We start from the raw sequence: 25,078 nt of genomic DNA on the forward strand, positions 1-25,078 counted from the left end.
GGCGTTTCTACTGCCGGTAAAATCTTACTCTTTTATATCGATAGCGGGCAATGTATATTTTGCCTGTATGCTTTTGTACTTCTTTTCATATTTTTTGCTGCGCTTAATGCCGGCGCTCGACATAACGCCACTGAAGGTTGATTTTATCCAATAGTTGAAGACAAATTTTTCGGGATCTCTTATAAAAAAGATTTTCGCATCTTTCCTGTTTTTTGTTTTTACCACGAATTTGTTGGCAACAAAATTTTCAAGTGACAGGAGGAAAGTTTTGTGTGATGAATCTTTTTTGTTCATCATCTGTACATTGAGGTCTTTGTAATAGAATTTGATCTTGCCATACGCGGCATATTTGTTGCCTGCAATACGCTCGTATAACGTATCTGATTTGCCTTTGTGAATACTGACGGCGGCTAACGGGTAAGTTATTTTATTCAATACAGTGAGATCCATTGGTGACATTTTCATGGTCATTCTAAAACCCGACAACGAATCTGCATAAGATTCTTTGTATTGAAGATGCCTGATGTAATGATTGAGCAAATTGGCATTGGCTAATATATGCAGGCTGTCATTGTTAACGGGGCGGTTAGTGATATGATTAATCTCTGCATTGATCTCCGCCAGCGTTATACTGCCTTCCTTTTTTGTAGTAGCAGAAATTTCATTGGCAGTGATAGCAGCATCGTTAATGACCAACTTATTAACCTGTAAAGGTGTTTTGATCTTTTGAATAAGTTTTGTGGGCATTAGTTTTTCTATGCCATGCTGAAACGGAATGTTTTTGTCTCTCGACGTAACCAATACAGGGTGTGTAAAAGCGATTTGATCTATATTAACAGCAGAGTCTTTCAGATATTTTTTTACATCTATTTTGGCGAGGGTGATCGTGTCGCACGTTAAGCTCATATAATCTTTTTGCCACTGCAACTGGTTAAAAAACGTATCTCTTGTTGTAAGTGGTGTCATGCCCAGTCCTTCAATCTTAAAAGAGCTTTGCTTGCCATTCCACGCTACATTGTTTATAGAAAGCCTGGTGGTGTTGGTATTGTATTCCATAGAGCCCCCGGATAGCTCCAATGATTGAAGCAGCGCTGCAAGATCGTCACGCTTTAACTTTTTACCTGGTTGCAGATTGTCGTAAGCCAGGTTACCGCTGATATTTGCAAAAGCCAAAACGCTTCCTGCAGATCGCTTTAAATCCACAGATGAGTTGTTCCATTCCAGCGCTATGGCAGTGTTCATACGAAGTTTACTGTCATGTTGTTTTTCTATAATGGTATTTGAAAGTGCTGCGTTTAAAGCAGGTATTTGCAGGCGTAATTTTTTTGTTGATACCACGGTATTGGTAGCACTGGCTTTCAGTGTATGATATTGTATAGGCCGCGCAGATTCTTTATCCGTTACAAGCGAGTCTATATTAATGTTTACAAATGCGTGTATGATAACTGAATCCTGCGGAGAACTTTTGTATGTAAAAGATGCATTGTTGACCTGTAAAACGCCGGTACTGATATTTACCGGAACACCTGTACGCCTGTGTTTACTCTTACTTGTAGCTCCCGCAGTATACTCAACAGCCGGGTTATTGATTACGAGGTATTGCAAATTAAGATGTGAAAGATTGGAGCCCGACATATCTGTGTGCAATTTTATTTCCGGCACACTTACCACTGCCTGCGCTGTGTGTACATTGATATCTTTTAGTACAGAACCATTTTTTTTATCCAATCGTATTTCTTTGGCAGTAACATGGGTTTCATCTTTTGAATAACCGGTTTCGTATAATGCAGCAACAATGTTGTGCCAGGCAAGACCTTTGCCGCCGGTAGTTACTGTATCAAGCCTTATGGCTTTTCCTTTCGTTGTAATGTTGCTGCCATTCAACAGCCGGATTGTCGCATCAAGATTACCAATACTCAACCCGTTAATATTTACCGGCAATATTTTTTTACCTGCAGCTTTTTGTTGTAGCTGGTTGTATTGTGCTTTGATGCTGTTAAAGCTAATACTGCCTGCATCTATTGCGCCGTTATTGTACAGTTTGTCCCAGTCGAGTTTTTTCCATATAACACCATCGAGCTGCAATTTGAGGCCCGATGAAAGTTTAATGCCCGCCTTTTTTACATGGTTTTCCTGTAAAGCGCCCTGTATAGAGATTTGATCGAACATTGCTTTTACTGAAGTGCTGCTGAACAGTAGTTTACCGAAACTTATGTTTGACAGTGAACGTTTGATGTCAATAAGAGAATCACTTTCAAAAAGTTCCTTGAGTTTAATGGCAGCATTGAAATTTGTTGCATCAACAGAAACGCCCGATTGCGTGTTTACGGCAAAATGCAAATTGCCATTTGTTACAAACATAGAATCCACATCAATAAGATTATTGAAACCGTGCAGGGATTTATATACGCCGTCTATACCCTTTGGTTTTTTTACGGAATCAGGTAATTGTTTTTTTCCACTGCCCTGCACATAGATGTCCGGCGCGTTAAACAACGCATAGTCAGCTTTTAACTTTTTTTGCAGCAGTCCGGCAACGTCGATATTTTTTAAAATAAAACGGGGCAATGACAGTTGCATACCACCACTGGCTGTTGTCATTTTCCCGGGTACAAAAGATGCATTGGTGCAAATAAGATCATTATTTAAAATGGAGAAACCATCTACATTTAAAACGTATAAACTGTCTGGTGTATAAAATTGTATGGTGTCCAGCTCCAGTGCTATATTGCCCAGGCTCAGGAAGTTTTTGTTGGTTGCGGCCAGATCAAGATCAAAAAGCTGCAGGTTTGTTTTTTCGGTCGTGTAAATAAGCTGTTTGTCGGGGTGATGTTCTTCGAGCGACAACTGGCCCTCCGTTACAGCAATATAGTTGAAATGAATATTGTCAAAAAGTTTGTTTAGTACAGATAAGGGCCGGACCGAATCTTTGGTGTGTTGTTTTTCAGTAGTTCTCAGATGCAACACAGGATGTTTACAAACAAGCGTGTCAACCAGCAGCCGGTCTTTCATGTACAGGGCTGTCAAATCAGTTGCACTGAACAATAACCTCTCTGCTTCAAAATTTACCGGGCTGTTATTTGCATCATCATATGTTTTCAGGCCGAAAGAATCGATCTCGAAATATTGTTGCCTGCCGGAAAAATGCAGGTTTGAAAATCGAAATTCATTCGTAGTGTTTGGAAGTTTGAATGATTGTTTACCCAGGGAAAGGTCGATATCATCTGATGAAAGAAAACGTTTTTTTTGGTCTGTACTTTTTGTAAAATTCCGGATAGCGAAGTTTATTTTATCAATAACAAAGTCGTTTTTGGTAGCATCTTTAAATCTGTAAATAATGCGTGCATTTTGCACCGCCAGTTTGTTAACCTCCAGCTTAAGAAGTGCTTTATCGAGGTCGCCGGCAAGAGAAGAAAAGCTAAAACTTTTGGAAGTATCGCGGGCACGTTGATTCCTGCCTTCAAAAACCTGTAACACAGCATTATCAAGATAGAGACTGTCCAGCGCTATCTTTTTATCGCTTACAAGTGGCATCCAGCCTTTCAGCCTGATGAATAATGAAGGTATCGTGGCGCCGTATGCCGTACCGGTATCCTTTTTAATTACATTGCTCAGTGTAGCATCTTTGATTTCTATAACGGCATCTGAAAAAGAAAAGGATACATCTTGCATTGTAAGCTTATACGCTCCTTTAGATGCAGACTGCACCGCATATTCCACCACATTCTTAATGCGGTATTTCAGAAGGATGTAAGCAGCCGTAACCAACAGTAACAAGAAAACGGTAACACCAATGGTTATACGCTTCAATATGCTATGCCTGCTTTTTCCTGTTGTCATTTGCGAGAAGGGTGCCACTCACCTAAATATACTACTTCAAATGATCATATTTTAAAAAGAACGTATACTGTTTAAGAAACGGTTGATTTTTTTGCCGGGTTACGGTGAGTAAGAAAATAGATGAGCATAAACAACAGTAGTACGCCAATGCCGGTGGCTGCAGTTTTCCAGTTATCAATGGCTATGCTAATGCCAACAAAGGTGTACGCCAATATAAAAATGATGGGTTGCAAAGGATATAATTTCATGGCGAAAATGCCGGTACCATCCAAATGCCGGGTGCGTTTGCGCAGCATAAAAATTGACCCTGCAGAAGTGGCCATACCAAAGCAATCAAGAAAAATGGTAAACCCCAATATCTCGTCAAATGTTTTGGCAAAAAACAGGATCACAATACAAAGCGCCGCAAACACAGAGAGCGATACAACCAACACATCTTTTTTCGCACTCTTTTTTTGAAACGGCTTTGGTAAAACACCGTCCTCACTCATGGCAAACATTACCCGGGGGTTACTCATCAGTAAAACATTTACATAGGCCAGCACAGATAAAAACAGTAAAGCAGAAAAGGCATTGCCGGCTGTTTCGCCAAAAAGCTTGGCTGCCACAAGTGTGGCAATCTCATTGTTCTCTTTTAATCCGTCAAAGCCCAGTACGGTGTAGTAAGCATAATTTACCAGCAGGTACAATACAATTATGATTGCAATACCCATAAAAATGCCACGTGGAATATTTTTGGATGGCTGCTCAACTTCATTACCAAAGTTGATGGTTTGCTGGTACCCGCCATAAGTGAATGAAACGGCTACAAGCGCCACACCAAAGGCTTTTATCCAATCCATAAAAGTTTGTGGCTTTACAATTGTTGCAGCAGGCCCGGCATAGTGAACTGATGGCATAAACAAAGCAGCGATCAACATAATGATCATACTTATTTTAATCACCATCAGAATGTTTTGTGTTTTAGCACTCATCTTCAGGCCAAGCAGGTTTACGCCATAAAAAATAACGATAGCGCTTACGGCAATCAACGCTTTTACCACGTCAGACGCAGGTTCATTAAAAATAACCTGGCTTATATAGCCCGATCCAATCAGTGCCACTCCACTCAGCGATGCCGCATTTGAAACAAGAATGATACAGTTAATGGAGAAAGCTATGGAAGGATGGTATGCATAAGAAAAGATGCGGTAGTAGCCGCCTGTTACCGGGTATCTCGATCCTATTTCTGCATAGGTAAGCGCACCGCATAAAGCAATAATGCCACCTAAAACCCACGCACTAAAAAAAACCGTGGGGTCATTGGCTGCTTTGGCAGATGTAGATGCTGTTCTGAAAATACCCATACCAATAACAAGACCTACCACGATCATCGTAAAATCAAAAAGAGACAGTTTCTGCTTCATAATTTGCCGGTAAGAAATGAAAATAGGTATTCTTTATCACACTCGCTGTTATGCTCGATTTTTTTATAATGTACCGGGCAGTAGTGCACACACCGGGCTGTGGTTGCGTCGCACTCTTGTACTGCAATGCGGGTATCAGCTTTTCGTTGCGGCTGCGCAATGTTGCTGGTAAATACAGTGTTGCCATGCATGGTTTGCAGCCTGCTGCTTATTGATCTGCCGTACAAGTGAGTGACACAACAGGCGATGCCACCTGTACTGCAGCCGGCTGCCACAAAAGCCAACTGCAAAAATTTGCACGTTACAACACATTAAAATGTGCTTACACATCGTTTACAGGCATATTCTTTACACGGCCTTAACAGCCACCACACGCAATTTGAATATATTTACTTTTCAATATCTTGCATTGATGAAAAATAGTTTGCTGTTTTTTATACTCTTACTTGGTTGCGCGGCCGCACAAGCGCAAACAACACCCAAAAAAAATATCAGCCCCGAAGGCTACCGTATAGACGCCACCATTAAACCTTACAGGAATTGTGTTATGTACCTTGCCAGCTATTATGGTAAGAATAAGGTTTTGGTAGACAGCGCCGCTTTTGATGCCAACAGCCACGGTATATTCAAAGGCGCAAAAAAACTGCCCCACGGTATTTATTTCTTTGTTACCCCGGCACGCAGCCTGTTGTTTGAAATACTGGTTGATGATGACCAGCAGTTCACGATCAATGCAGACAGCGCCCACCTGGAAAATATTGCAGTTACCGGTTCTGCCAATAATGAATTGTTTGCTGCATACTCCCGTTATCTTACCGGCATAGCACCCAAACTGAATGCTTTGCAGCAACGTTTAAAAACAGCGGCCGGTGCGGCTGACTCTGCAGCCATACAGCAGGAGCAAAAAAGGTTATCCAAAGAACTAAACGATTACCGGGAAAACATCATTACTACAAAACCGGCATCAATGGTTGCGGCAATGTTCCAGGCAATTAAAACACCGGAGCTAAAAGAGTGGCCCAAAAAAGCGGATGGCTCTTCAGATTCAACAGCCGCATGGCGCTATATGAAAGATCATTTCTGGGATGGTGTAAATTTCTATGATAACTTTCTCGTAAGAACGCCATTCTTCGATCCCAAACTGGAAGACTATTATAAATTCTATGTTTCATCAGATCCTGATTCTATTATCCGGGAAGTGAATTACATGCTGCTCATGTCGCGCAGCGGAAAAGATATACATCAATACCTGCTTGGCAGGTTTACCGATAAATACATTAACCCTGAAATAATGGGGCAGGATAAAGTGTTTCTCTTTTTGTTCAACAACTACTTTTCAAAGGGCGATACTTTATGGCTGAATGAGCGCCAGCGGAAATATATCTTCGACCGTGCATACAGTTTAATGGCCAACCAACTGAATGAGCCTGCGCCGGAACTGGTTTTAAACGATACACTTGGTAAGCCTGCATCGTTATACGATGTAAAGGCACTTTTTACTTTCCTGGTCTTCTGGGACCCTACGTGCGGCCATTGTAAAGAAGAAGTGCCAAAGCTCGATTCGTTGTACGAAGCAAAGTGGAAAGCGTTAGGCGTGCAGGTGTTTTCTGTAAACACAAACGAAAACACGTTTGATGAATGGAAAAAATTTATTGGCGAGCACCACCTGCAGGGCTGGCACCACGCATGGCAGAACCGCGATGGCAGGCTGGCAGATGAACGTGCCGGTGTAGCTAACTACAGGCAGTTATATGATATTTACCAGACACCGACCATGTACCTGCTTGATGAAAACAAACGTATCATTGCAAAAAAACTCAGCCTCGAACAATACGACGCTGTAATAGAAGCTAAAATAAAAACCAAAACCTCAACTCAATAGTTTATATGCGCATCCACAAGTTGCCGCTGCTGCTGCTTACTGCACTTGCTGTTTCAGCAGCAGGTTATAGCCAGACACTTTTTACCTATGGTGCCAAAACTGTAAGTAAAGACGAGTTTATCAAAGCATTCAATAAAAACCCCGATACCACAGGCGATCGTTCTGAAAAGCTGAAGCAATACCTCGACCTGTATGTAAACTTTAAATTAAAGCTGCAGGCCGCTACAGATGAAAAGCTGAGTAATGACCCGGCTTACAAAGCTGAAGCTGATAATTTCAGAACGCAGCTTACAGAAAACTACATCAACGAGCAGGCAGACATCAATGGGCTGGTAAAAGAAGCATTCCTTCGCAGCCAGAAAGACATTTTACTGGCACACGTGTTTGTTGAAGTAAAGCCTGAAGGCGATACGCTGCCAGGGTATAACAGGATCAGCGAAGCTTACAATGCCTTAAAAGCCGGGAAAGACTTCAGCGCGGTAAGCGCTGAGTATTCATCCAATGCCGCCGTAGACCCTGCAAAAGGCGTTATAGGTTATGTTACCGTCTTTACATTGCCCTATGCTATAGAAAACCTTGTTTATTCGCTGCCGCCAAATACCTATTCAAACATCTACCGGAGCAAAGCGGGTTTCCATATTTTTAAAAACCTTGGAGAGAGACCTGCAGTAGGTAAAAGAAAAGTACAGCAGATACTTCTTGCGGTACCGGCGTCTTTTACGCCGGAGGAAAAAGCAAAGATCACCGCATTAAAAGATTCTGTGTATCATCTTTTAAAGAGTGGTGCATCATTCGACAAAATGGTACAGGAGTTCAGTGCACCGAATAACAATTATGATCCTTCAAATATTATCGAGGTAGGGGTTGGCCAGTATAGCCAGGATTTTGAAGACAAAGTATTTGCGCTTAAAAATGTTGGTGATATCAGCGAACCGTTCGAGAACGAATATGGTTACAATATTATCAAACTGCTCGAAACGATGCCTGTTAACAAAGACGAGAGCGATGTAATGGCCCGTGCCAGGCTGCAGGAAAGGGTAGAGCAAGACAACAGGCTGTCAATAGCAAGAGATGCATTAATTGAAAAGTGGAAAAAGCAAATAAAATATACACCGGCAACCTACAATGCAAAAGATCTTGCTGCGTACATTGATAGTTCCTTAAAAAAAGGAAGAGCGCTTACTGCGTTTAAAGGAATTACGCCAAACACCATTCTTTTTAGTTTTGCAAAAGAAAGGATCAGTGCAGACAAATGGTTCCAGTACAATAAAGATATCAGGGAGATGGCACCATACGACCAGCATAACCCCGATGTATTGATGAACCAGTTTGTAAAAACATCTGCAGACAAATATTACCGTGCACATATAGAAGAGTTTCACCCGCCTGTGGCAGCGCAACTAAAAGAGTTCAATGAAGCAAACCTGCTTTTTTCTGTTATGGACAAACATGTATGGAGCAGGGCTGCAGAAGATTCAGTGGGTTTGAAGAATTACTACAACCAGCATAAAGACCAGTATAAATGGCAGCCGGGCGTAAGTGCCGTAATTTTTTCATCTTCATCAAAAGAAGTAATTGATGGTATTGCAGGTGCAATGGCCAGGAATGCCAAAGACTGGCGCGCCATTGCAGAGCCTTACAGCGAAATGGCTACTGCAGACAGCAGCCGTTTCGAAGACGGCCAGCTACCGCTAAAACAGCCCGTACCTATGCAGAAAGGTTATCTTTCAAAACCTGAGCAAAATGAAACAGGAGATACATACACCCTGGTATATGTATTCGATGTGTTCAAAGACCCCGGCCAGCGCAGCTTCGATGAAGCCCGTGGCATGGTCATCAACGATTACCAGCAGGTGCTGGAGCAAAAATGGATAACGGAACTAAAAAAGAAATACCCGGTTAAAATGAATGACGCAATAGTCAATACGTTATAAAAAAAGCGGCAGAATTTCTGCCGCTTTTTAGTTAAATACAATAGAATCGTCAGGCTGCGGCACTTTGCCAAAACGCTTTTCCACGGCAGTATACCGGTGTTCAAAAATTTTTCTCAGCTGGGCCTTTACAAAAAGCGCGTTGGCTACATCACCGGCAAACCAGAATGGCATTTTATAGTGTACAATGTCAGTCATTTCAATACCACTGACAGTTTCTTTGAAGTGATGCTGGTGATGCCACAAACTATATGGTCCGTAGCGCTGCTCATCCACAAAATATTTTTTGTCTTCCACGTGTGTAATTTCCGTCATCCAGTAAAGCGGAATACCCAGTACCGGGCTCACCTTATATTCTATGATCTGCCCTGCATACATTTTACTGCCATGATGTTTACTGATGATCTTAAAACCAAGATTGCCGGGTGTAATATCCTGCAGGTTTGCAGGACTGCTGAAAAAATCCCAGGTCGCATCAATATCTGCAGGAATCAGTTGTATCGTCTTTAAAGAATAAACCTTACTCATTGCATCATTTTCTGTTCATTAAACAGCAATAGCGCAAATTAGTTTAGCGTAAAGAAAATTATGTACCCGGCACTTGTGGTACTATTAAGCACCTGTTGCGTCGCACACTTGTACTATATATCCTTGTGCAGCAGTTCCGGGTGCAGCATACTGCCCGGTCATACGGTTTTCTTTGCACTCCTATATACTATCTTTGGTTTGTATGAGCGGAAAAACCCAACAGTTAGCAAAATTCAACGATATATACGATGGTCTTAATGCACAGCAAAAACTTGCTGTAGATACCATTGAAGGCCCGGTAATGGTTATTGCAGGGCCGGGCACCGGTAAAACACAAATCCTTTCTGCACGTATTGGTAAAATACTGCTTGAAACAGACACGCAACCGGCAAACATCCTGTGTCTTACCTATACAGATGCCGGTGTAGTAGCCATGCGCAAACGCCTGCTTGGTTTTATCGGGCCTGATGCATATAAAGTAAACATTTATACATTTCATGCTTTCTGCAACGATATCATACAGGAGAACCTTTCATTGTTTGAAAAAACCGCGTTAGATCCCATTTCAGATCTTGAGCGTATCGACCTGTTTAAAAAGCTCATAGACCAGTTTCCGAAAAATCACCCTTTAAAACGCTATCGGGGAGATGTGTATTTCGAGATCAATAACCTGCAGCAGTTATTCAGCACCATGAAAAGGGAAGGCTGGACGCCTGCATTCATCAATGCACGCATTGACGAATACATTGCTTCTTTGCCTGCAAGGGATGAATACATAGCCAAACGTGCCACCAAAGAATTTAAGAAAGGCGATGTAAGAACAGATAAAATAGCTGAAGAGACCGAAAAGGCAGAAAAGCTAAGAGCGGCCGTAAATGAGTTTGATCACTTCCAGCAAATGATGCGCCAGCAAAATCGTTATGATTTTGATGATATGATCAACTGGGTAATAAAGGCATTTGAAGAAAATAAAGAGCTGCTGGCACGCTACCAGGAACAGTTCTTATATATACTCGTAGATGAATACCAGGATACAAGCGGTACACAAAACCGGTTGGTAGAACTACTCATCAGTTACTGGGACAAACCAAATGTTTTTGTTGTTGGCGATGATGACCAGAGTATCTACCGCTTCCAGGGGGCCAATGTAGAAAACATGCTTGCATTTGCCGACAGCTATAAAAATGAATTGCTGACCGTAGTGCTTACCAACAACTACCGTTCTACCCAACCCATACTAAACATTTCCAAATCTCTTATAGACAGGAATAATGAGCGGCTGGTAAAACAAATACAGGGGCTTAGCAAGGAATTGCTTTCCAGCAACCTGCAGTTAAATATGCTCGATCACATGCCGGAAATAAAAGAATATGAAACACCAAGGCATGAAATGATTGATATAACACTGCAGGTAGAGCAACTGCTGCGAAACAACATTCAACCGGGCAGAATCGGTATTATCTACAAGGAAAACAAATACGGAGAAGAGCTTACAAAATATTTTAAGTTGCGCGGTATACCGGTGTACAGCAAAAGAAGTATGAACATACTCGAAATTCCGCTGGCACAAAAGCTCATCCTGTTATTAAGATACCTGGCAGCGGAACATGATACACCTTATGGCGGCGATGAGATGCTGTTTGAATTACTGCATTTCGACTGGTTCCATATTCCGCCGATAGAAATTGCAAAACTGAGCATTGAGGTTGCAGAAAAAAAGTTTAGCGAGCCGGCACTTTCTATCAGGAGATTGTTGAATGATAAGATCAACACGCCGCCGAAAGACCTCTTTTCTCAAAGCATCAATGAACAGCTTAAACAGGCAGGGCTCATTACCGAAAAACTCATTGCAGCAGTACCCAACCATACGTTACAGGTGTTGGTTGAAAAGATCATCCGCGAAGCTGGCGTGTTAAAAGCAATCATCAGCAGTGACGAGAAAATATGGCTGCTGCAGGTGCTTACAGGTTTTTTCGATTTTATCAAGGAAGAAACACACCGGAGACCTTCGATGAAACTGGCAGACCTCATTGGTATAATAGACCTGATGGAGAAAGAAAACCTGCCTATTCCACTGGTACACGTAAGCGGCACAGATAAAGGTGTAAACCTGTTAACGGCACATGGTTCAAAAGGCCTGGAGTTTGAACATGTATTTTTTGCCGGTTGTAATGCTTCGTCGTGGGAAAAGAAACGCAAGCCTGGCGGCGGCTACAGTTTTCCCGATACTATGTTTACCTCGCAGCCAAAACAACTGGAAGAAGAGGAATTGCGCCGTTTGTTTTATGTGGCGCTAACACGGGCAGAGAAGCATTTACAGGTTTCTTACAGCAGGTTTAAAACAGATGGAAAGGAAATAGAACCATCTATGTTTATTGCGGAAATACAAGACCAATATCCTGCATTTAAAGCCGTACCGGTAGCTATTAAAGAAAATGATCTTGTAGCATTTCAAACGCTTGCGTTTACAGAACTTGCACCAGAGATTGCACGCATAGAAGAAGAATATATCAGCAGGCTGCTGGACAGGTTTGTCATGAACGTTACCGCGTTGAACAATTACCTGAAATGCCCGCTGGAGTTTTATTATAAAAACCTTATCCGCATTCCTTCACCTAAAAACGAAGCAACCGAATTCGGTTCATCTGTGCACTATGCGCTGGAACAGTTGTTCAAAAACGTCAGGGACAATAAGGGCATCTTTCATTCAAAACAACAGTTTATCAAAGACTTTGAGTGGTACATGATGCGCCACAGGGAAAGCTTTACGCTGGAGCAGTTTAACCGCAGAATGGAATACGGACAGGAAGTACTGGCCAACTACTACGATAAGTATATTGGTACGTGGAATAAAATTGTGGCGGTAGAGCGCAATATCAGGAACGTTGTGGTAAATGGTGTGCCACTGAAAGGTAAGCTGGATAAGCTGGAATTCGATGGCAGGTCTGTAAACGTGGTGGATTATAAAACCGGTGATGTTGACAAAGCCCGGACCAAATTATTACCGCCAAATGAGAAAGACCCCAACGGCGGCGATTACTGGCGGCAGGCAGTTTTCTATAAAATACTTGTAGACAATTACGAAACGAAACAATGGAACGTGGTAAGCACAGAGTTCGATTTTATAGAGCCTGATAAAAAGAAGCATTACCGTAAAGAAAAAGTGGTGATTATGCCGGAAGATATTACCACGGTAAAACAACAGGTAAAAATGGTGTGGGACAAAATTCAGCAACGGGATTTTTATACCGGCTGTGGCAAAGAAGATTGCCACTGGTGCAATTTTGTAAAAACGAACAACCTGCAGATTGCCCTGCATGAGCTGCAGGCTGAAGATGCGGAAGAAGATTAAACTGTGCCCAATAATGTACCAGGCGTACAAGTGAGTGACACAACCAAAGCTCAATAGTAGTAATGCAGCCGGTTACATAAGCCAGATAATTTACAGGATCATTAGCAAAATCAATAATACAAAGCTGCTATGTTTGCAGTCCTTTTATGAAAAGAACCTTTACATCTGTTGCAGTACTGGCAGGGCTTTTATGGCTTGCATTGATCAATATTACCACCGGGTGCGCCAATATTATTCCGCCCACCGGCGGCCCCAAAGATTCGCTGCCACCGGTATTGATCAGCGCTGTGCCCAAAGACTCGGCAGTAAACTTTAGCGGTAACCGTATTAACCTGGAATTCGACGAATACATACAACTCGATAATAACCTCAACGACCAGTTGATCGTATCTCCCAATCCAGAAAAAATACCTGTGATAGAAGGTAAACTGCGTGTGGTAAGCATCAGGCTAAAAGATTCGCTGAGGCCAAACACCACCTATTCCATCAACTTTGGCAATGCCATAAAAGATGTAAACGAAAACAACCCGTACAGGAACTTTACTTATGTATTTTCTACCGGCAGCAGGCTGGATGATGGCATGATCACCGGCAATGTAAAGCTCGCCGAAACCGGCGATGTGGATTCCCAGTTGCTGGTGGTACTGCACCGCAACCTGAACGATACCGCTGTAAAAAAACTTAAAAGTGATTATTATACCCGGCTTGACAGTAGCGGCAATTTTACATTCCGGTATTTGCCCAATGAAAAGTTTGCGCTGTACGTGGTGCCAAACGATTACTCAAAAAAGTATGATGACAGTACCAAAATGTTTGCTTTTTACGACAGTGTTGTAACGGCATCGCAGGCACCATCAAAGATCCAGCTTTATGCGTTTGAAGAACACAAGCTGGTTGTAAAGCCTGCTACACCATCTTCCGGTAACCGAAGCAGCGGCAACCAGAAAGAAGAAGACAAAAGATTGCGTTACACCACCAATATGGAAAACAACGAGCAGGATTTGCTCGATAGCCTGGAGTTTACATTTAACCGCCCCATTGCCAAATTCGACTCCACACTTCTTCAACTTACCGATACTGCTTTTAAACCAATAACGGGTTATAGCATTGTACATGCCGATACTGCCGGGCTAAGATTTGCCCTCGTACGGCCATGGAAGGAGAACGAATTTTACAAACTCACCATACAGAAAGAAGCGTTTACAGACAGCGCCGGCGTAAGTCTTTCCAAAGCAGATACCATAAGTTTCAAAACAAAACGGGAAGGCCAGTATGGCAGCATACGCCTGCGGTTCGTAAATATCGACCTTGCCCGAAATCCGGTACTACAGGTGGTGCAGAATAAGACCGTAATACAATCGGTCGTATTAACCGGCAAAGAATGGTATCAGCGCCTCATAAAACCGGGGCAGTACGATTTACGCATACTTTACGATAACAATAAAAATGGCGTTTGGGATCCCGGTGTTTTCGAAACCAAAACGCAACCCGAGATTGTTGAAAAAGTAAAAAGGCCCGTTACCATAAAAGCAAACTGGGACAACGAGGTAGACATTGCCATGTAATCTTTTGGGTACCCGGCAGCAGTACAGGTATTGAACTTCCGTTGCGTCGCACTCTTGTACTGTATAGCCCGTGGCAGCAACGATACTGCATACCCGACTTTTTTACAAGGCGATTAACGCACTATACACAATAAATGCTCAGTAAAATGCCGCGCAACGGCATTTTTTTGTTAAAAGCCCTCACTACCCCCAATACTTAGTATGGAATATCTATTTTTGGTGCCATTTGAATTGTATGAAGAAATATTCATTACTACTGCTGGTAGCTTTTGTTTTTGCCAATAACTCCTTTGCACAGAAAGTGGTGGCAGATAAGATCATTGCACAAATCGGCGATAAAATAGTATTAAGATCAGACCTTACCAATGCCATTGCGGACTATAAAAGGCAGGGTATGGAAGAGCAACTGCCACCCAACGCAGAGTGTGCATTCCTGCAGGGCCAGCTTATACAAAAAACGCTTGTTATACAGGCTGAGAAAGATTCATTGTTTGTAGAAGACGATGAGCTGGAAGCACTGCTCGATAACAGGATCCGTTATTTTATTTCACAATATGGTTCGCAGGATATGCTGGAGCAGATTGCAGGCCGTACGGTATATGAAATTAAAGAAGACCTGCGCCAGCCATTCAAGGAAAAGACGATGGCTGAAAAAATGCAGGGTAAAATATTGGAAAATGTAAAGATTACACCTAACGAGGTAAAAGATTACTTTGATAAAATTCCAAAAGACAGCCTGCTGTTTTATGAGAGTGAACTTGAAGTAAACCAGTTGGTAGTATATCCAAAACCAAATAAAGACCTGGAAGAGTATGTATCTGCACAATTACTCGATTACAAAAGGCAGGTAGAAAGCGGGCAGAAAAAATTCGATCAGCTTGCCAAAATGTATACAGACGATCCAGGCAGTAAAGAAACCGGCGGTCAGTACAGCATCAACAGGCTCGATAAATCATGGGATCCTACGTTTGTTGCCGCTGCATTTAAGTTGAAGGAAGGACAGATATCCCCGGTGATCAAATCAAAATTTGGTTTACATATTATTCAGATGGTTAGCCGTGCAGGTGATGATGCGGTTGTAAGACATATTCTCAAAATACCGCCGGTTACAGATGCGGAAGTAAAAATTGCCATTACAAAACTCGATAGTATCAGGAACGAAATCACTAAAGGCAACATCACTTTCGCGGCTGCTGTAACCAAGCTGAGTGATGATGAAAACAGCAAGTTTAACAATGGTGCACTACTGGCCAATGACGGTTCTCCATTTCTTACCATCGATAAGCTGGATAAAGATGCCGTGGTAGCCCTGAAAGGCCTTAAGCCCGGCGATATATCAAGGCCTCAATCTTACACTGACGAAAGACAAAGAAAAGCGGTACGTATATTATTCCTTAAGTCAAGGACCGAGCCTCACAGGGAAAACATGAAAGATGATTATAACAGGATATCACAAAGGGCCCTCGAACTAAAGAAACAGACTGTCCTGGAAAAATGGTTCAAAGAGCACATACCAAATTATTACGTAACGGTAGATAAAGAATATACCGGTTGTGCAAGTATATCAGACTGGTTAAATGTCGCAAGCGCAAGCAGATGATAAACCGCATAACGATTTTAAATAAACAGGCTGGAAACAGCCTTTTTATTTACCACTTTTTATAAATAATAAAAATAATTATATGTTTTTTATTTATAAAATGTCTTTAAATTTGTAGTGTAGTTAAGAAAAAAGCAAATATTTTATAAATAATAATACGATTTTCCTGATTCTATACAAAAATCATTGACGAATTTATATGGCAAGCAATCGTTAGAGGACCTGTTGTATCTACAGCGGGTCTTTTTATTGCAACACCTTTCATTACAAATGGTCAGGCGTAAAGATTGATTCATAAGTCTGATACGCACGCAACAAAAAAGCCACATCTGGTCAGATGTGGCTTTTTTCAACCAATCTCTTTTACCGGGCGCCAGGCTTACACCATGTTTGAAGGAATGTGGTAAACAACGTTGCCAGGTGAGTGAAGGTGCCTTCTCCTTCGCTCAGGCCATGTGAGCGGTTAGGGTAGCTCATCAACTGGAACTGCTTATTATACTTTACCAGTTCATCAATCAGCATTTCAGCATTTTGATAATGCACATTATCATCGCCGGTGCCATGTATATAAAGCAGGTGACCCTGCAGGTTCTTTGCATGCGTAACAGGAGAACCATTAATAAAATCCTCTTTATTTTCCTGTGGCAGGCCCATGTAGCGTTCCTGGTAAATATTGTCGTAGGTAAGCTGGTTTGCAACAGCGGCCACAGCAATACCTGTTTTATAGATTTGCGGGTATTGAAACAGCAGGTTTAGTGTGGTAGATGCACCGCCACTCCAGCCCCATACCGCAACGCGGCTGGTGTCGTAGTATGGAGCCTGCAATATCTTTTTGGCTGCCATTGCCTGGTCACGGATGTTTACGCGGCCAATATTCCTATAAATAGCTTTGCGCCATGCTGCACCTTTTGGTGCAGGTGTGCCACGTCCGTCAAGGCTTATGTAGATATACCCGTCTGCGGACATGTCGCCGGTATACAAAAAGTTATAACCGGCACCCCAGGAATCTGTTACTGTTTGCGCGGCGGGTTCTGTATACACGTAAAATAATACCGGGTACTTTTTCGTACTGTCAAAATTTGCGGGTTTTACCACCCAGCCGTCAAGGGTTACATTGTCGTCTGTTGTCACTGAAAAAAATGACACACGCTGGTTTTTATCTGCAGTGTATTTGCTGTCGTTACCATCCAGTGCTTTGTGGCCAGGAAGACTTACCCATTCTTTAAAACCTTCGAAGTTGGCATTGGAGAATTTATGTTCTGCAAACGATCCGTTTGGTGAGATCTTATATTCATGTACACCTTTTTCGGCAGAGCGGGATAGCAGTTCTTTCTCTGAACTACCATCCAGCCTGGTCCGGTACAGGTATTCCTGTGTAGCATTATCCGGAGACGCGGTAAAATAAATATACCCGCTTTTATCGTCTATTGCTTTGATGGTAATAACATCGTAATTGCCCCGGGTAATCAGTTGTTCATTCTTTCCATCGCGGCTTAGGATATAAATATGGCGCCATCCATCTTTTTCGCTTACCCACAGGAATTGTTTGCCATTATTCAACCATTCCCAACCGGATGGATCTCCATCATTCCACCTTTCTTTAATGTCTATCCATGCTTTGTCAGACTCTTTGTAAATCTCCCTGGCAACACCTGTTTTTGCTTCGCAAATAAATATTTTGGCTTCGTTCTGTTTGCGGTTCAATTGTTCGAGAATGACTTCGCCGGCATTTGCTGCCCACTCCATGCGTGGAATATAGTGTTGTTGCTGACCCCCCGGTACGTTCATCCAGGTTGTTTTGCCGGTAGTGATATCTGCCACGCCTATCCTGCATGCAGAGGGGCTTTCCCCAACCTTTGGATATTCTACCGGGATTGTAAAAGAGTAAATGCTGTCTGTATTATCAATCATCAGGAAATTCCTGATTTTGGATGCATCTATCTGCCAGTAAGCAATACTTTTACCATCAGAGCTCCACCGAAAACCATCCCTGCAGCCAAATTCTTCTTCGTACGCCCAATCGAATGTGCCATTGATCATACGGTCTGTTCCATCTTTGGTAAGCTGTATTGTTTTACCGGTAACTACATCTTCTACATAAATGTTATGCCCGCTTACATAAGCAACTTTGCTTGCATCAGGCGAAAATTTTGCAAACATTAAAGAAGATGAAGGCATGTTCCTGCCCACCTGCGATAGTTTCTTAGTACCGGGATCCAGCACCCAGTAATCTCCCTTCGTATCATAGCGCCATACACGTTTTGAGTTGGTGTAGATCAGTACTTTTTTCCCATCCTCCGAGAAAAAAAAGTTGCGCACTTTTAGCGCGGCCGACGCGCCTGCAGGTGTAAGTGCAGCATTATCAACAATTATCTTTTTGCTGTCTGCAGGCAATGTATGCAGCGTTATACCCTGCTGGTCGGCTTCATAATACCCTGAGCCATCTTTTGTCCAGTGAATACCGCGGGGCGGCTGTGCGAAGCTTGTGCAGCAGCACAACAGGCAGGAAAGCAATAATGTAACATGTTTGTTCATGCGTAAAAGTTTAACCTGGTGAAAATACTGGTATTAAATAATACATGCTAATCAACACATAAATTATTACTGTTAATACCATTACAGTATTGTTACTGCCATAGCAGCCTGTGAACCATGTATGCTGTTTTTTCCAAATGGAACCGCCGGCTCTTCAGTTTGTTCAACGAGGTGGGTAATATGTGCCAGGTGCTGTGCCAGGCGCCGCGCCTGCACCCGCAGATCTGGAATTGCGGTGCTTTCCCAAAGCACACCTTTAAGGTTGCCGCCAATTGTAAATATTCCGGGGTTTGTTTCACCGTGCAAATTAATAACTGCGCCGGTTTGCGGATCGGCGGCTATACCCAGTTGAAGCGGGTCTGGTTTGATGATACCTTTTGCAGAAAGATTGCGGAGCAGTTCATTTGCAGACCTGCAGATGTTTGCTTCGGGGCCGGTGCAATTAATGATCCGGTCTACGATAAGATGTTCTTCGGTTTTACTCGTATTATTAAAAAAAGTTACCTGTAATTTTTCGTTGCTGGCCTGCACATTTGTAAGCCTGCCGGTAAGCGTGATCATTTTTTGTGTAATGCGCAGTTGCTGTACTTCTTCAAAAATATGCAGCGGCAAACGATGCCGGAAGATGGTCCATTTATGACTGAGGCGTTTCAGGAATTTTCTTTTTTCTTCTAAAGAGAAAGCTTGCCACAACTGCTGTGTATGCGGCCTGAGGGAATCAATAACCAGGTGAGCACCAATACCTACTTTTTCCAGCGCTTTTGCATGTTGGTGTACAAGTGAAAAAACTTCTTTTAGTGTAGGCGTTGCAGGTAATGCCTCTACCAGTTTGTCATATACAAGCAGGTTGTATTTATGTGGCAGCAGCGAAAAACCGTTGGGCGAAATAGTATACACGGTACCGGTAAAATGATTTTCTCTGAGGCCCTGCAAAGTATCTATCATTGTAAGACCGTTTCCTGCAATAAGAATGTTCCGGAGCTGATGTGCGTTTGCTACGCAATCTGCACACCACGGATTGCCAAAATATTCCATGCACAACGGAAGGTCTTTGCCTGCTGTATGCAGTTCGCGTGGTGCTGTGTTGCCTGTTGCGAGTATAACAAACGAAGCAGCCAGCGATGCGCTGTTATCCAGCGTAATGGTATATTCCTGTTGCTGTTGCTGTATGTCTGTTGCCTTCCCGTTGATGATTTGTACAACTGTTTCTGCACGCTTGTGGGTAGTAGCATACTGCCATACCGCGTTTAAGTAGCTACCATATACTTTACGGGGCACATATACGTTGGCCAGTATATTCCGGGCAATATGGCGATAGTTGTGTTGCGTATGCAGCCAGTCGAGGAAATGCTGTGGTTCTTCATCAAATGCGCTCATGTTTACAGCGCGTACATTGAGCAAATACTTTTCTGTATGGGCACTGTACGCCACGCCCTGGCCAAAAGGATAGCCGCTGTTAATAATCACAATGTGAAAAGGCAAACGCATTTTCATTAAATGCACTGCGGTCATCATACCGCAAAAGCCGCCGCCGATTATGGCGATTGTGGGTGTGTTTTTCATGCGATTTTGTGTTTATGTATGCTTCATAAAATTGGTAGACTATAAAAACAGGAACGTCGCCTGTTTGAGGCGACGTTCTACTATATGATAAAAAATTAAATACTTGTTGCTACTGCCAAACTGTATAGGTATAAGCCATACGGCTCACAGGATTTGCTGTGTACGATGTTTGTATATGCAGTATCGTTGTTGCGTAAAGATATACAGTACAAGTGAGTGACACAACAGGTGCCTGATAGCAGCACTACAGTCCAATACTAAAAAAATTGCATGCTCCCTGCTACCTGTAATCCGATACTAAATCATTTCACTTTGCAGCAAAGGATTTTTTACGGCATTGCGTTGCTCATTGTATTTTTTTACAGCGGCAATAAAACTTACAAACAACGGTGCAGGTTTTTCAACCGTACTTTTTAATTCGGGGTGATACTGTACACCGATAAAAAACGGGTGAGACGGGATTTCCATGATCTCTACCAAACCCGTATCAGGATTGGTTCCGCTGGCAATCATACCATTGCTTTCGAACTGCTCAAGGTACTGGTTGTTAAACTCGTAGCGGTGGCGGTGTCTCTCACTTATTTTGGTTGAACCATAAATATTGTATGCAAGGCTTCCCTCCACAATATCGCAGGGGTAAGCGCCCAAACGCATTGTTCCGCCCATCATTTTAATCTGCTTCTGTTCTTCCATCATGTTAATAACAGGGTCCTGCGTGTCTGCATCCATTTCTGTTGAGTGCGCTTTTTTAAGACCCAGCACATTTCTTGCAAACTCTATTACCGCCATTTGCATACCAAGACAAATTCCGAAAAATGGTAAACCATTTTCACGTGCATACTGTACGGCAATTATTTTGCCTTCTATGCCGCGGTGTCCAAAACCCGGGGCCACAAGCAAACCATCAAGTCCATCCAGCTTTTCGGCAACATTCTGTTCGGTAATAAATTCGCTGTGCACATTTACTACCTGTATTTTTACTTCGTTGATGGCACCGGCGTGTACAAAGCTTTCCAGTATTGATTTGTAGGCATCCTGCAGCTCTACATACTTGCCAATAAGGCCTATGGTTACTTTGCTTTTCGGGTATTTCAGTTTATCGAGAAATGCTTTCCAGTTGTTGAGGTTTGGCTCGGGAAAAATACCGATACCCATTTTTTTCATGGCTATAACGTCCAGCTTTTCACGCAACATGGTCAATGGCACTTCATAAATGGTCGATGCATCCATTGCTTCAATTACAGCCTCAGGTTTTACATTGCAGAATTGTGCAATTTTTCGCTTGATGTCGTTGCCCAGCGGTTCTTCAGTTCTGCAAACAATAATATCAGGATGCACACCATTTTCGCTCATCATTTTTACACTGTGTTGCGTAGGTTTTGTTTTGAGCTCCTTGGCAGCACGCAAATAAGGTATTAATGTAAGATGAATTACCAGCACATCTTCTTCCGGTAACTCCCACTGCAACTGGCGCACAGCCTCAATAAAAGGAAGGCTTTCAATGTCGCCCACGGTGCCACCAATTTCAGTAATGATTATATCAAACTTGCCTTCTTTGCCCAGTTTAAGCATGCGGCGTTTGATCTCGTCGGTAATATGTGGGATAACCTGTACGGTTTTGCCCAGGAAGTCACCGTTTCTTTCACGGTTAATAACAGTCTGGTAAATTCTTCCGGTTGTTACATTATTGGCCTGCGAGGTAAAGATGTTCAGGAAGCGTTCGTAGTGCCCGAGATCGAGATCGGTTTCTGCACCATCTTCCGTAACATAACATTCACCGTGTTCGTAGGGGTTAAGCGTACCGGGATCTACGTTAATGTAGGGGTCGAATTTTTGAATGGTAACACTGAAACCTCTGGACTGTAGCAGCTTTGCGAGAGAAGCCGCAATGATACCTTTTCCTAAACTGCTTGTTACACCGCCTGTAACAAAAATATACTTTGCCATATAAAATGGTTATTAGTTTATATTTTATAAGCTATTAATGAACCCAGCTTTTTGGGCCTTTTCCCAGCTTCCGTTGCGTCGCACTCTTCAACGCTTTGTTCGCTGTTGAGCACGGATACCGTCAGCCTTTACTATAACCGCAATCGTTCCTTTGCAAAGCCCATAAACAAAAAAATGCACTAAACAAACAGTGTTTGTTCCTTGCAGTTTTCAAAAAATTAGTGCTTAATGGCCCGACCTTATTAGGAGAAAGTAATAATCCTCAGAGGTCGTGCAAACATAGCCCAATTTTCCGGCTCAAAAAAATTTCCATCTGCGGGCACTAAAAATTTAGGATGCTGTAAACTGTTTTAACTTTAGTATGTTGATTCTACATCATTCATTATAAACTATGCTTACTATGAAAAAGATTGTGTCCGTACTGCTGGTATTAACGTGTATTACAGCCGTTCATGCGCAAATGAACATGAGTTGCTGTTTGCCTTCGGCTACAGAAAAATATGCACTCAATGCCAGCGACAAAGATTTTGTAGCTGCGCATCTTTCCCCGCTGCCATATACTTATGCCGGTGCCGGCAGCGATATTACCTATAAAGCCACCGATGGTACAGATGCACATGCGTGGATGATAAAAGCAGACAAGCAAACCGATTATTACATGTTTGTTATTCACGAATGGTGGGGCTTAAATGATTATATTAAAAAAGAGGCAGAAAAATTTGCCAATGACCTGGGTGTGAACGTCATTGCCCTTGACCTGTACGACAAGCAGGTTGCTGCTAACCCGCAGGATGCGGCCAAAATAATGCAGACCGTAAAAACAGCGAGAGCAATGGCCATTATAAAAGGCGCATACGAATATGCAGGTGCCAACGCCAAAGTATTTACGATCGGCTGGTGTTTTGGTGGCGGCTGGAGTTTACAAACTGCTATTGAAGGCGGAAAGCAGGCCGTAGGCTGTATTATGTATTATGGCCAGCCGGAAGAAGATGCCGCCCGTTTAAAAACCATTAACTGTGATGTTATTGGTTTTTTTGGCAACAAAGACACACATCCCAGCCCCGCAATGGTTGACAAGTTTGAACAAACCGCCAAAGCGGCCGGCGTAAAACTTATGGTGAACAGGTACGATGCCACCCATGCATTTGCCAACCCGAGTAATCCAAATTTTGATAAAGACGCTACTGCCGACGCTTATGCCAAAGTGAAAGAATTTGTAATGGCGAGAATGAAATAGCCCGTGTTACTGTATATAAACAATAAGGGCAGCGCTGCGCGCCGCCCTTATTGTTTACCATTTTTCGTCATCTGGTATATCTGAAGCAGGTTTTGAAAATTGCTGTCTTGAGGCGGCTTTCTGTTGCTGCCTTTCAATAATTGCTGCAGCAATCAATACACCCGCATCCTCAGTAGTATGCTGCGCCAGCATAGTTTTCAACTTCTGTTCACTTACATCCAGCCGGTATAAGATAGAGATCAGCTTATCAAAATCCTTATTCACCAGTTCATTGATCAGGGCCGCAAGCTGTGTGCTGAAAACTTCCGCATCTGCCAGCGAAAGTTCTTTGCCCGTAAGCTTCATAATCTCTTCTTTCCAAAGCTCGTTTGTCATATACAGTCCTTTAGATGTATCTAACCCGCCTCTTTACCTGCAAATAAATATTACCCTGCTTTTGGCATGTTGCGTACGAGGTTTTTCAGTAATACCATCTGCCCGAGATGGTAATGTGAATGTTCCGCTATGCCATGCAATGTTTTATAATACGTTTGCAAACCACGCTGTGTAAGTTCCTGCAACCTTTCTTCCGGGAAATCTTCTACCATAGCAGCCAGTCTTGCAGTAGAGTCGAAAGCCTTTTGCTGCAACTGTTTCCATTGCCTTTCGTTCTCAATGGGTGGTACATTCATGCCGTTGTGCTCATCAATCACCGGGTTTATGCCATTCAGCCTGCTCATAATTACCCCGTTGTAAAAATCCAGGTGGAAAAGAAGTGCCGCAATCGTATTTACCGACGCTGCCGTAATGGTCGTAGCTTCTTCCCAGGTTACATCACTCAGTGTTTGTTTAATGTCAACTTCTGTCCAGTTATTGCCTTCAAATACTTCGCTGATATGTCGGGCAATGCATGTGGTAATGTTCATATGCTGCGTTTAAGAATATTTCTCAATCACACCCAAGCCAAACAAAGCAAAATCATATTTTACCGGGTCGGCGGGGTCAAGTGTTCTAAGGTAATCTGTAAGCTCCAGCGCGGCAGACCAGTCTGTTTGTTTGCGGTGCAGTAATCCAAACCTTTTTGCAACCCTCGCCACATGTAAGTCTACGGGGCAAATGAGTTGTGACGGCTGAATGTTTTTCCAGAGGCCAAAATCCACCCCGTTAAGATCGGTTCTTACCATCCACCGCAAAAACATATTCAATCGCTTGCAATTCGATTTTTTTTCCGGTGTGGCAATATGTTTTTTTGTTCTGGGTGGCACATCCTGCAACGAAAAGAAATAATGGTGAAAACCGATGAGGGCCTGTTCAATATTTTCATCCTCTCCCGTTAACCATTGCGAAAAAGCATTTTCCAGTGATGCGTTGTGGGTGTAATGATGTTTCAGGAATGCTACAAAATACAGGAGGTCTGTAGTATTGAATGTTCTGTGCTTAAACTGCAGCAAACTTTTTAGTTCATCATCGCTGCAGCTCAACACAAATGCGTGCGGCTGCATATGCATCAGTTCCATCAGCGCTCTGGACTTATTGATAATCGTCGTTCTGTTGCCCCATGCAAATACGGCTGCAAAAAAGGCTGCTATTTCTATATCCTGCTGCTTTGTAAAAAGATGAGGAATGCAAACCGGGTCATCTTTTATAAAGCCGGGTTGGTTATACAAAGCCACCTTACTGTCAAAGAATGCTTTAAGGTCTTTTTCTTTCATC

15 protein-coding genes are annotated in these 25,078 nt (G+C 42.7%); 6 read left to right on the forward strand and 9 right to left on the reverse strand.

Annotated features, from left to right (window positions below; all coding sequences use genetic code 11):
• Nucleotides 1-24: 24 nt before the first annotated feature.
• A complete protein-coding gene (locus tag I5907_RS07040) occupies nucleotides 25-3,840 on the reverse strand; it encodes an AsmA family protein (protein WP_196990004.1) in 3,816 nt (1,271 codons plus the stop codon).
• 71 nt (nucleotides 3,841-3,911) lie between these two features.
• Nucleotides 3,912-5,246 (reverse strand): APC family permease, encoded by a 1,335-nt coding sequence (locus I5907_RS07045; RefSeq protein WP_196990005.1) that lies wholly within the window; start codon nucleotides 5,244-5,246, stop codon nucleotides 3,912-3,914.
• Nucleotides 5,247-5,658: 412 nt separating this feature from the next.
• On the opposite strand from I5907_RS07045, the gene I5907_RS07050 reads away from it, so the two are divergent.
• The gene (locus tag I5907_RS07050) at nucleotides 5,659-7,128 is read left to right on the forward strand and encodes a redoxin domain-containing protein (protein ID WP_196990006.1); all 1,470 of its coding nucleotides are present in this window, start codon (nucleotides 5,659-5,661) and stop codon (nucleotides 7,126-7,128) included.
• Nucleotides 7,129-7,133: 5 nt separating this feature from the next.
• A complete protein-coding gene (locus I5907_RS07055) occupies nucleotides 7,134-9,062 on the forward strand; it encodes a peptidylprolyl isomerase (protein WP_196990007.1) in 1,929 nt (642 codons plus the stop codon).
• A gap of 27 nt (nucleotides 9,063-9,089) precedes the next feature.
• Here the strand turns inward: I5907_RS07055 and I5907_RS07060 are convergent, their stop codons facing one another.
• Nucleotides 9,090-9,587 carry an SRPBCC family protein gene (locus I5907_RS07060; RefSeq protein ID WP_196990008.1) on the reverse strand — a complete coding sequence of 166 codons (498 nt, stop codon included), beginning with the start codon at nucleotides 9,585-9,587 and terminating at the stop codon, nucleotides 9,090-9,092.
• Between the two features lie 202 nt (nucleotides 9,588-9,789).
• Here I5907_RS07060 and I5907_RS07065 point away from each other — a divergent pair, with 202 nt between their 5' ends.
• The 3 genes from I5907_RS07065 to I5907_RS07075 all read left to right on the forward strand — a co-directional run bounded on the left by I5907_RS07065 (nucleotide 9,790) and on the right by I5907_RS07075 (nucleotide 16,104).
• The gene (locus tag I5907_RS07065; RefSeq protein WP_196990009.1) at nucleotides 9,790-12,939 is read left to right on the forward strand and encodes an ATP-dependent helicase; all 3,150 of its coding nucleotides are present in this window, start codon (nucleotides 9,790-9,792) and stop codon (nucleotides 12,937-12,939) included.
• Between the two features lie 146 nt (nucleotides 12,940-13,085).
• Nucleotides 13,086-14,504, forward strand: a complete 1,419-nt coding sequence (locus I5907_RS07070; protein WP_196990010.1) for an Ig-like domain-containing domain — start codon at nucleotides 13,086-13,088, stop codon at nucleotides 14,502-14,504.
• Between the two features lie 235 nt (nucleotides 14,505-14,739).
• Nucleotides 14,740-16,104, forward strand: a complete 1,365-nt coding sequence (locus I5907_RS07075; RefSeq protein WP_196990011.1) for a peptidylprolyl isomerase — start codon at nucleotides 14,740-14,742, stop codon at nucleotides 16,102-16,104.
• Between the two features lie 363 nt (nucleotides 16,105-16,467).
• On the opposite strand, the gene I5907_RS07080 is transcribed toward I5907_RS07075, so the two are convergent.
• The 3 genes from I5907_RS07080 to pyrG all read right to left on the reverse strand — a co-directional run bounded on the left by I5907_RS07080 (nucleotide 16,468) and on the right by pyrG (nucleotide 22,149).
• Nucleotides 16,468-18,639, reverse strand: a complete 2,172-nt coding sequence (locus I5907_RS07080; RefSeq protein WP_196990012.1) for a S9 family peptidase — start codon at nucleotides 18,637-18,639, stop codon at nucleotides 16,468-16,470.
• A gap of 81 nt (nucleotides 18,640-18,720) precedes the next feature.
• Nucleotides 18,721-20,202 (reverse strand): FAD/NAD(P)-binding protein, encoded by a 1,482-nt coding sequence (locus I5907_RS07085; RefSeq protein WP_196990013.1) that lies wholly within the window; start codon nucleotides 20,200-20,202, stop codon nucleotides 18,721-18,723.
• A 297-nt stretch (nucleotides 20,203-20,499) separates the two neighbouring features.
• Nucleotides 20,500-22,149, reverse strand: a complete 1,650-nt coding sequence (gene pyrG, locus I5907_RS07090) for a CTP synthase (RefSeq protein ID WP_196990014.1) — start codon at nucleotides 22,147-22,149, stop codon at nucleotides 20,500-20,502.
• A 400-nt stretch (nucleotides 22,150-22,549) separates the two neighbouring features.
• On the opposite strand from pyrG, the gene I5907_RS07095 reads away from it, so the two are divergent.
• Nucleotides 22,550-23,386 (forward strand): dienelactone hydrolase family protein, encoded by an 837-nt coding sequence (locus I5907_RS07095; protein ID WP_196990015.1) that lies wholly within the window; start codon nucleotides 22,550-22,552, stop codon nucleotides 23,384-23,386.
• 54 nt (nucleotides 23,387-23,440) lie between these two features.
• Here I5907_RS07095 and I5907_RS07100 read toward each other — a convergent pair whose 3' ends face one another.
• Genes I5907_RS07100 through I5907_RS07110 form a run of 3 tightly spaced genes read right to left on the reverse strand, consistent with a single transcriptional unit; the run spans nucleotide 23,441 to nucleotide 25,077 of the window.
• The gene (locus I5907_RS07100) at nucleotides 23,441-23,761 is read right to left on the reverse strand and encodes a hypothetical protein (RefSeq protein ID WP_196990016.1); all 321 of its coding nucleotides are present in this window, start codon (nucleotides 23,759-23,761) and stop codon (nucleotides 23,441-23,443) included.
• A 50-nt stretch (nucleotides 23,762-23,811) separates the two neighbouring features.
• Nucleotides 23,812-24,291, reverse strand: a complete 480-nt coding sequence (locus I5907_RS07105) for a DinB family protein (RefSeq protein ID WP_196990017.1) — start codon at nucleotides 24,289-24,291, stop codon at nucleotides 23,812-23,814.
• Nucleotides 24,292-24,300: 9 nt separating this feature from the next.
• Entirely contained in the window at nucleotides 24,301-25,077 is a 777-nt protein-coding gene (locus tag I5907_RS07110; RefSeq protein ID WP_196990018.1) for a TIGR02757 family protein, read from the reverse strand.
• Nucleotide 25,078 lies beyond the last annotated feature (1 nt).

The organism is Panacibacter microcysteis, from assembly GCF_015831355.1.
In the GTDB taxonomy this organism is placed as follows: domain Bacteria; phylum Bacteroidota; class Bacteroidia; order Chitinophagales; family Chitinophagaceae; genus Panacibacter; species Panacibacter microcysteis.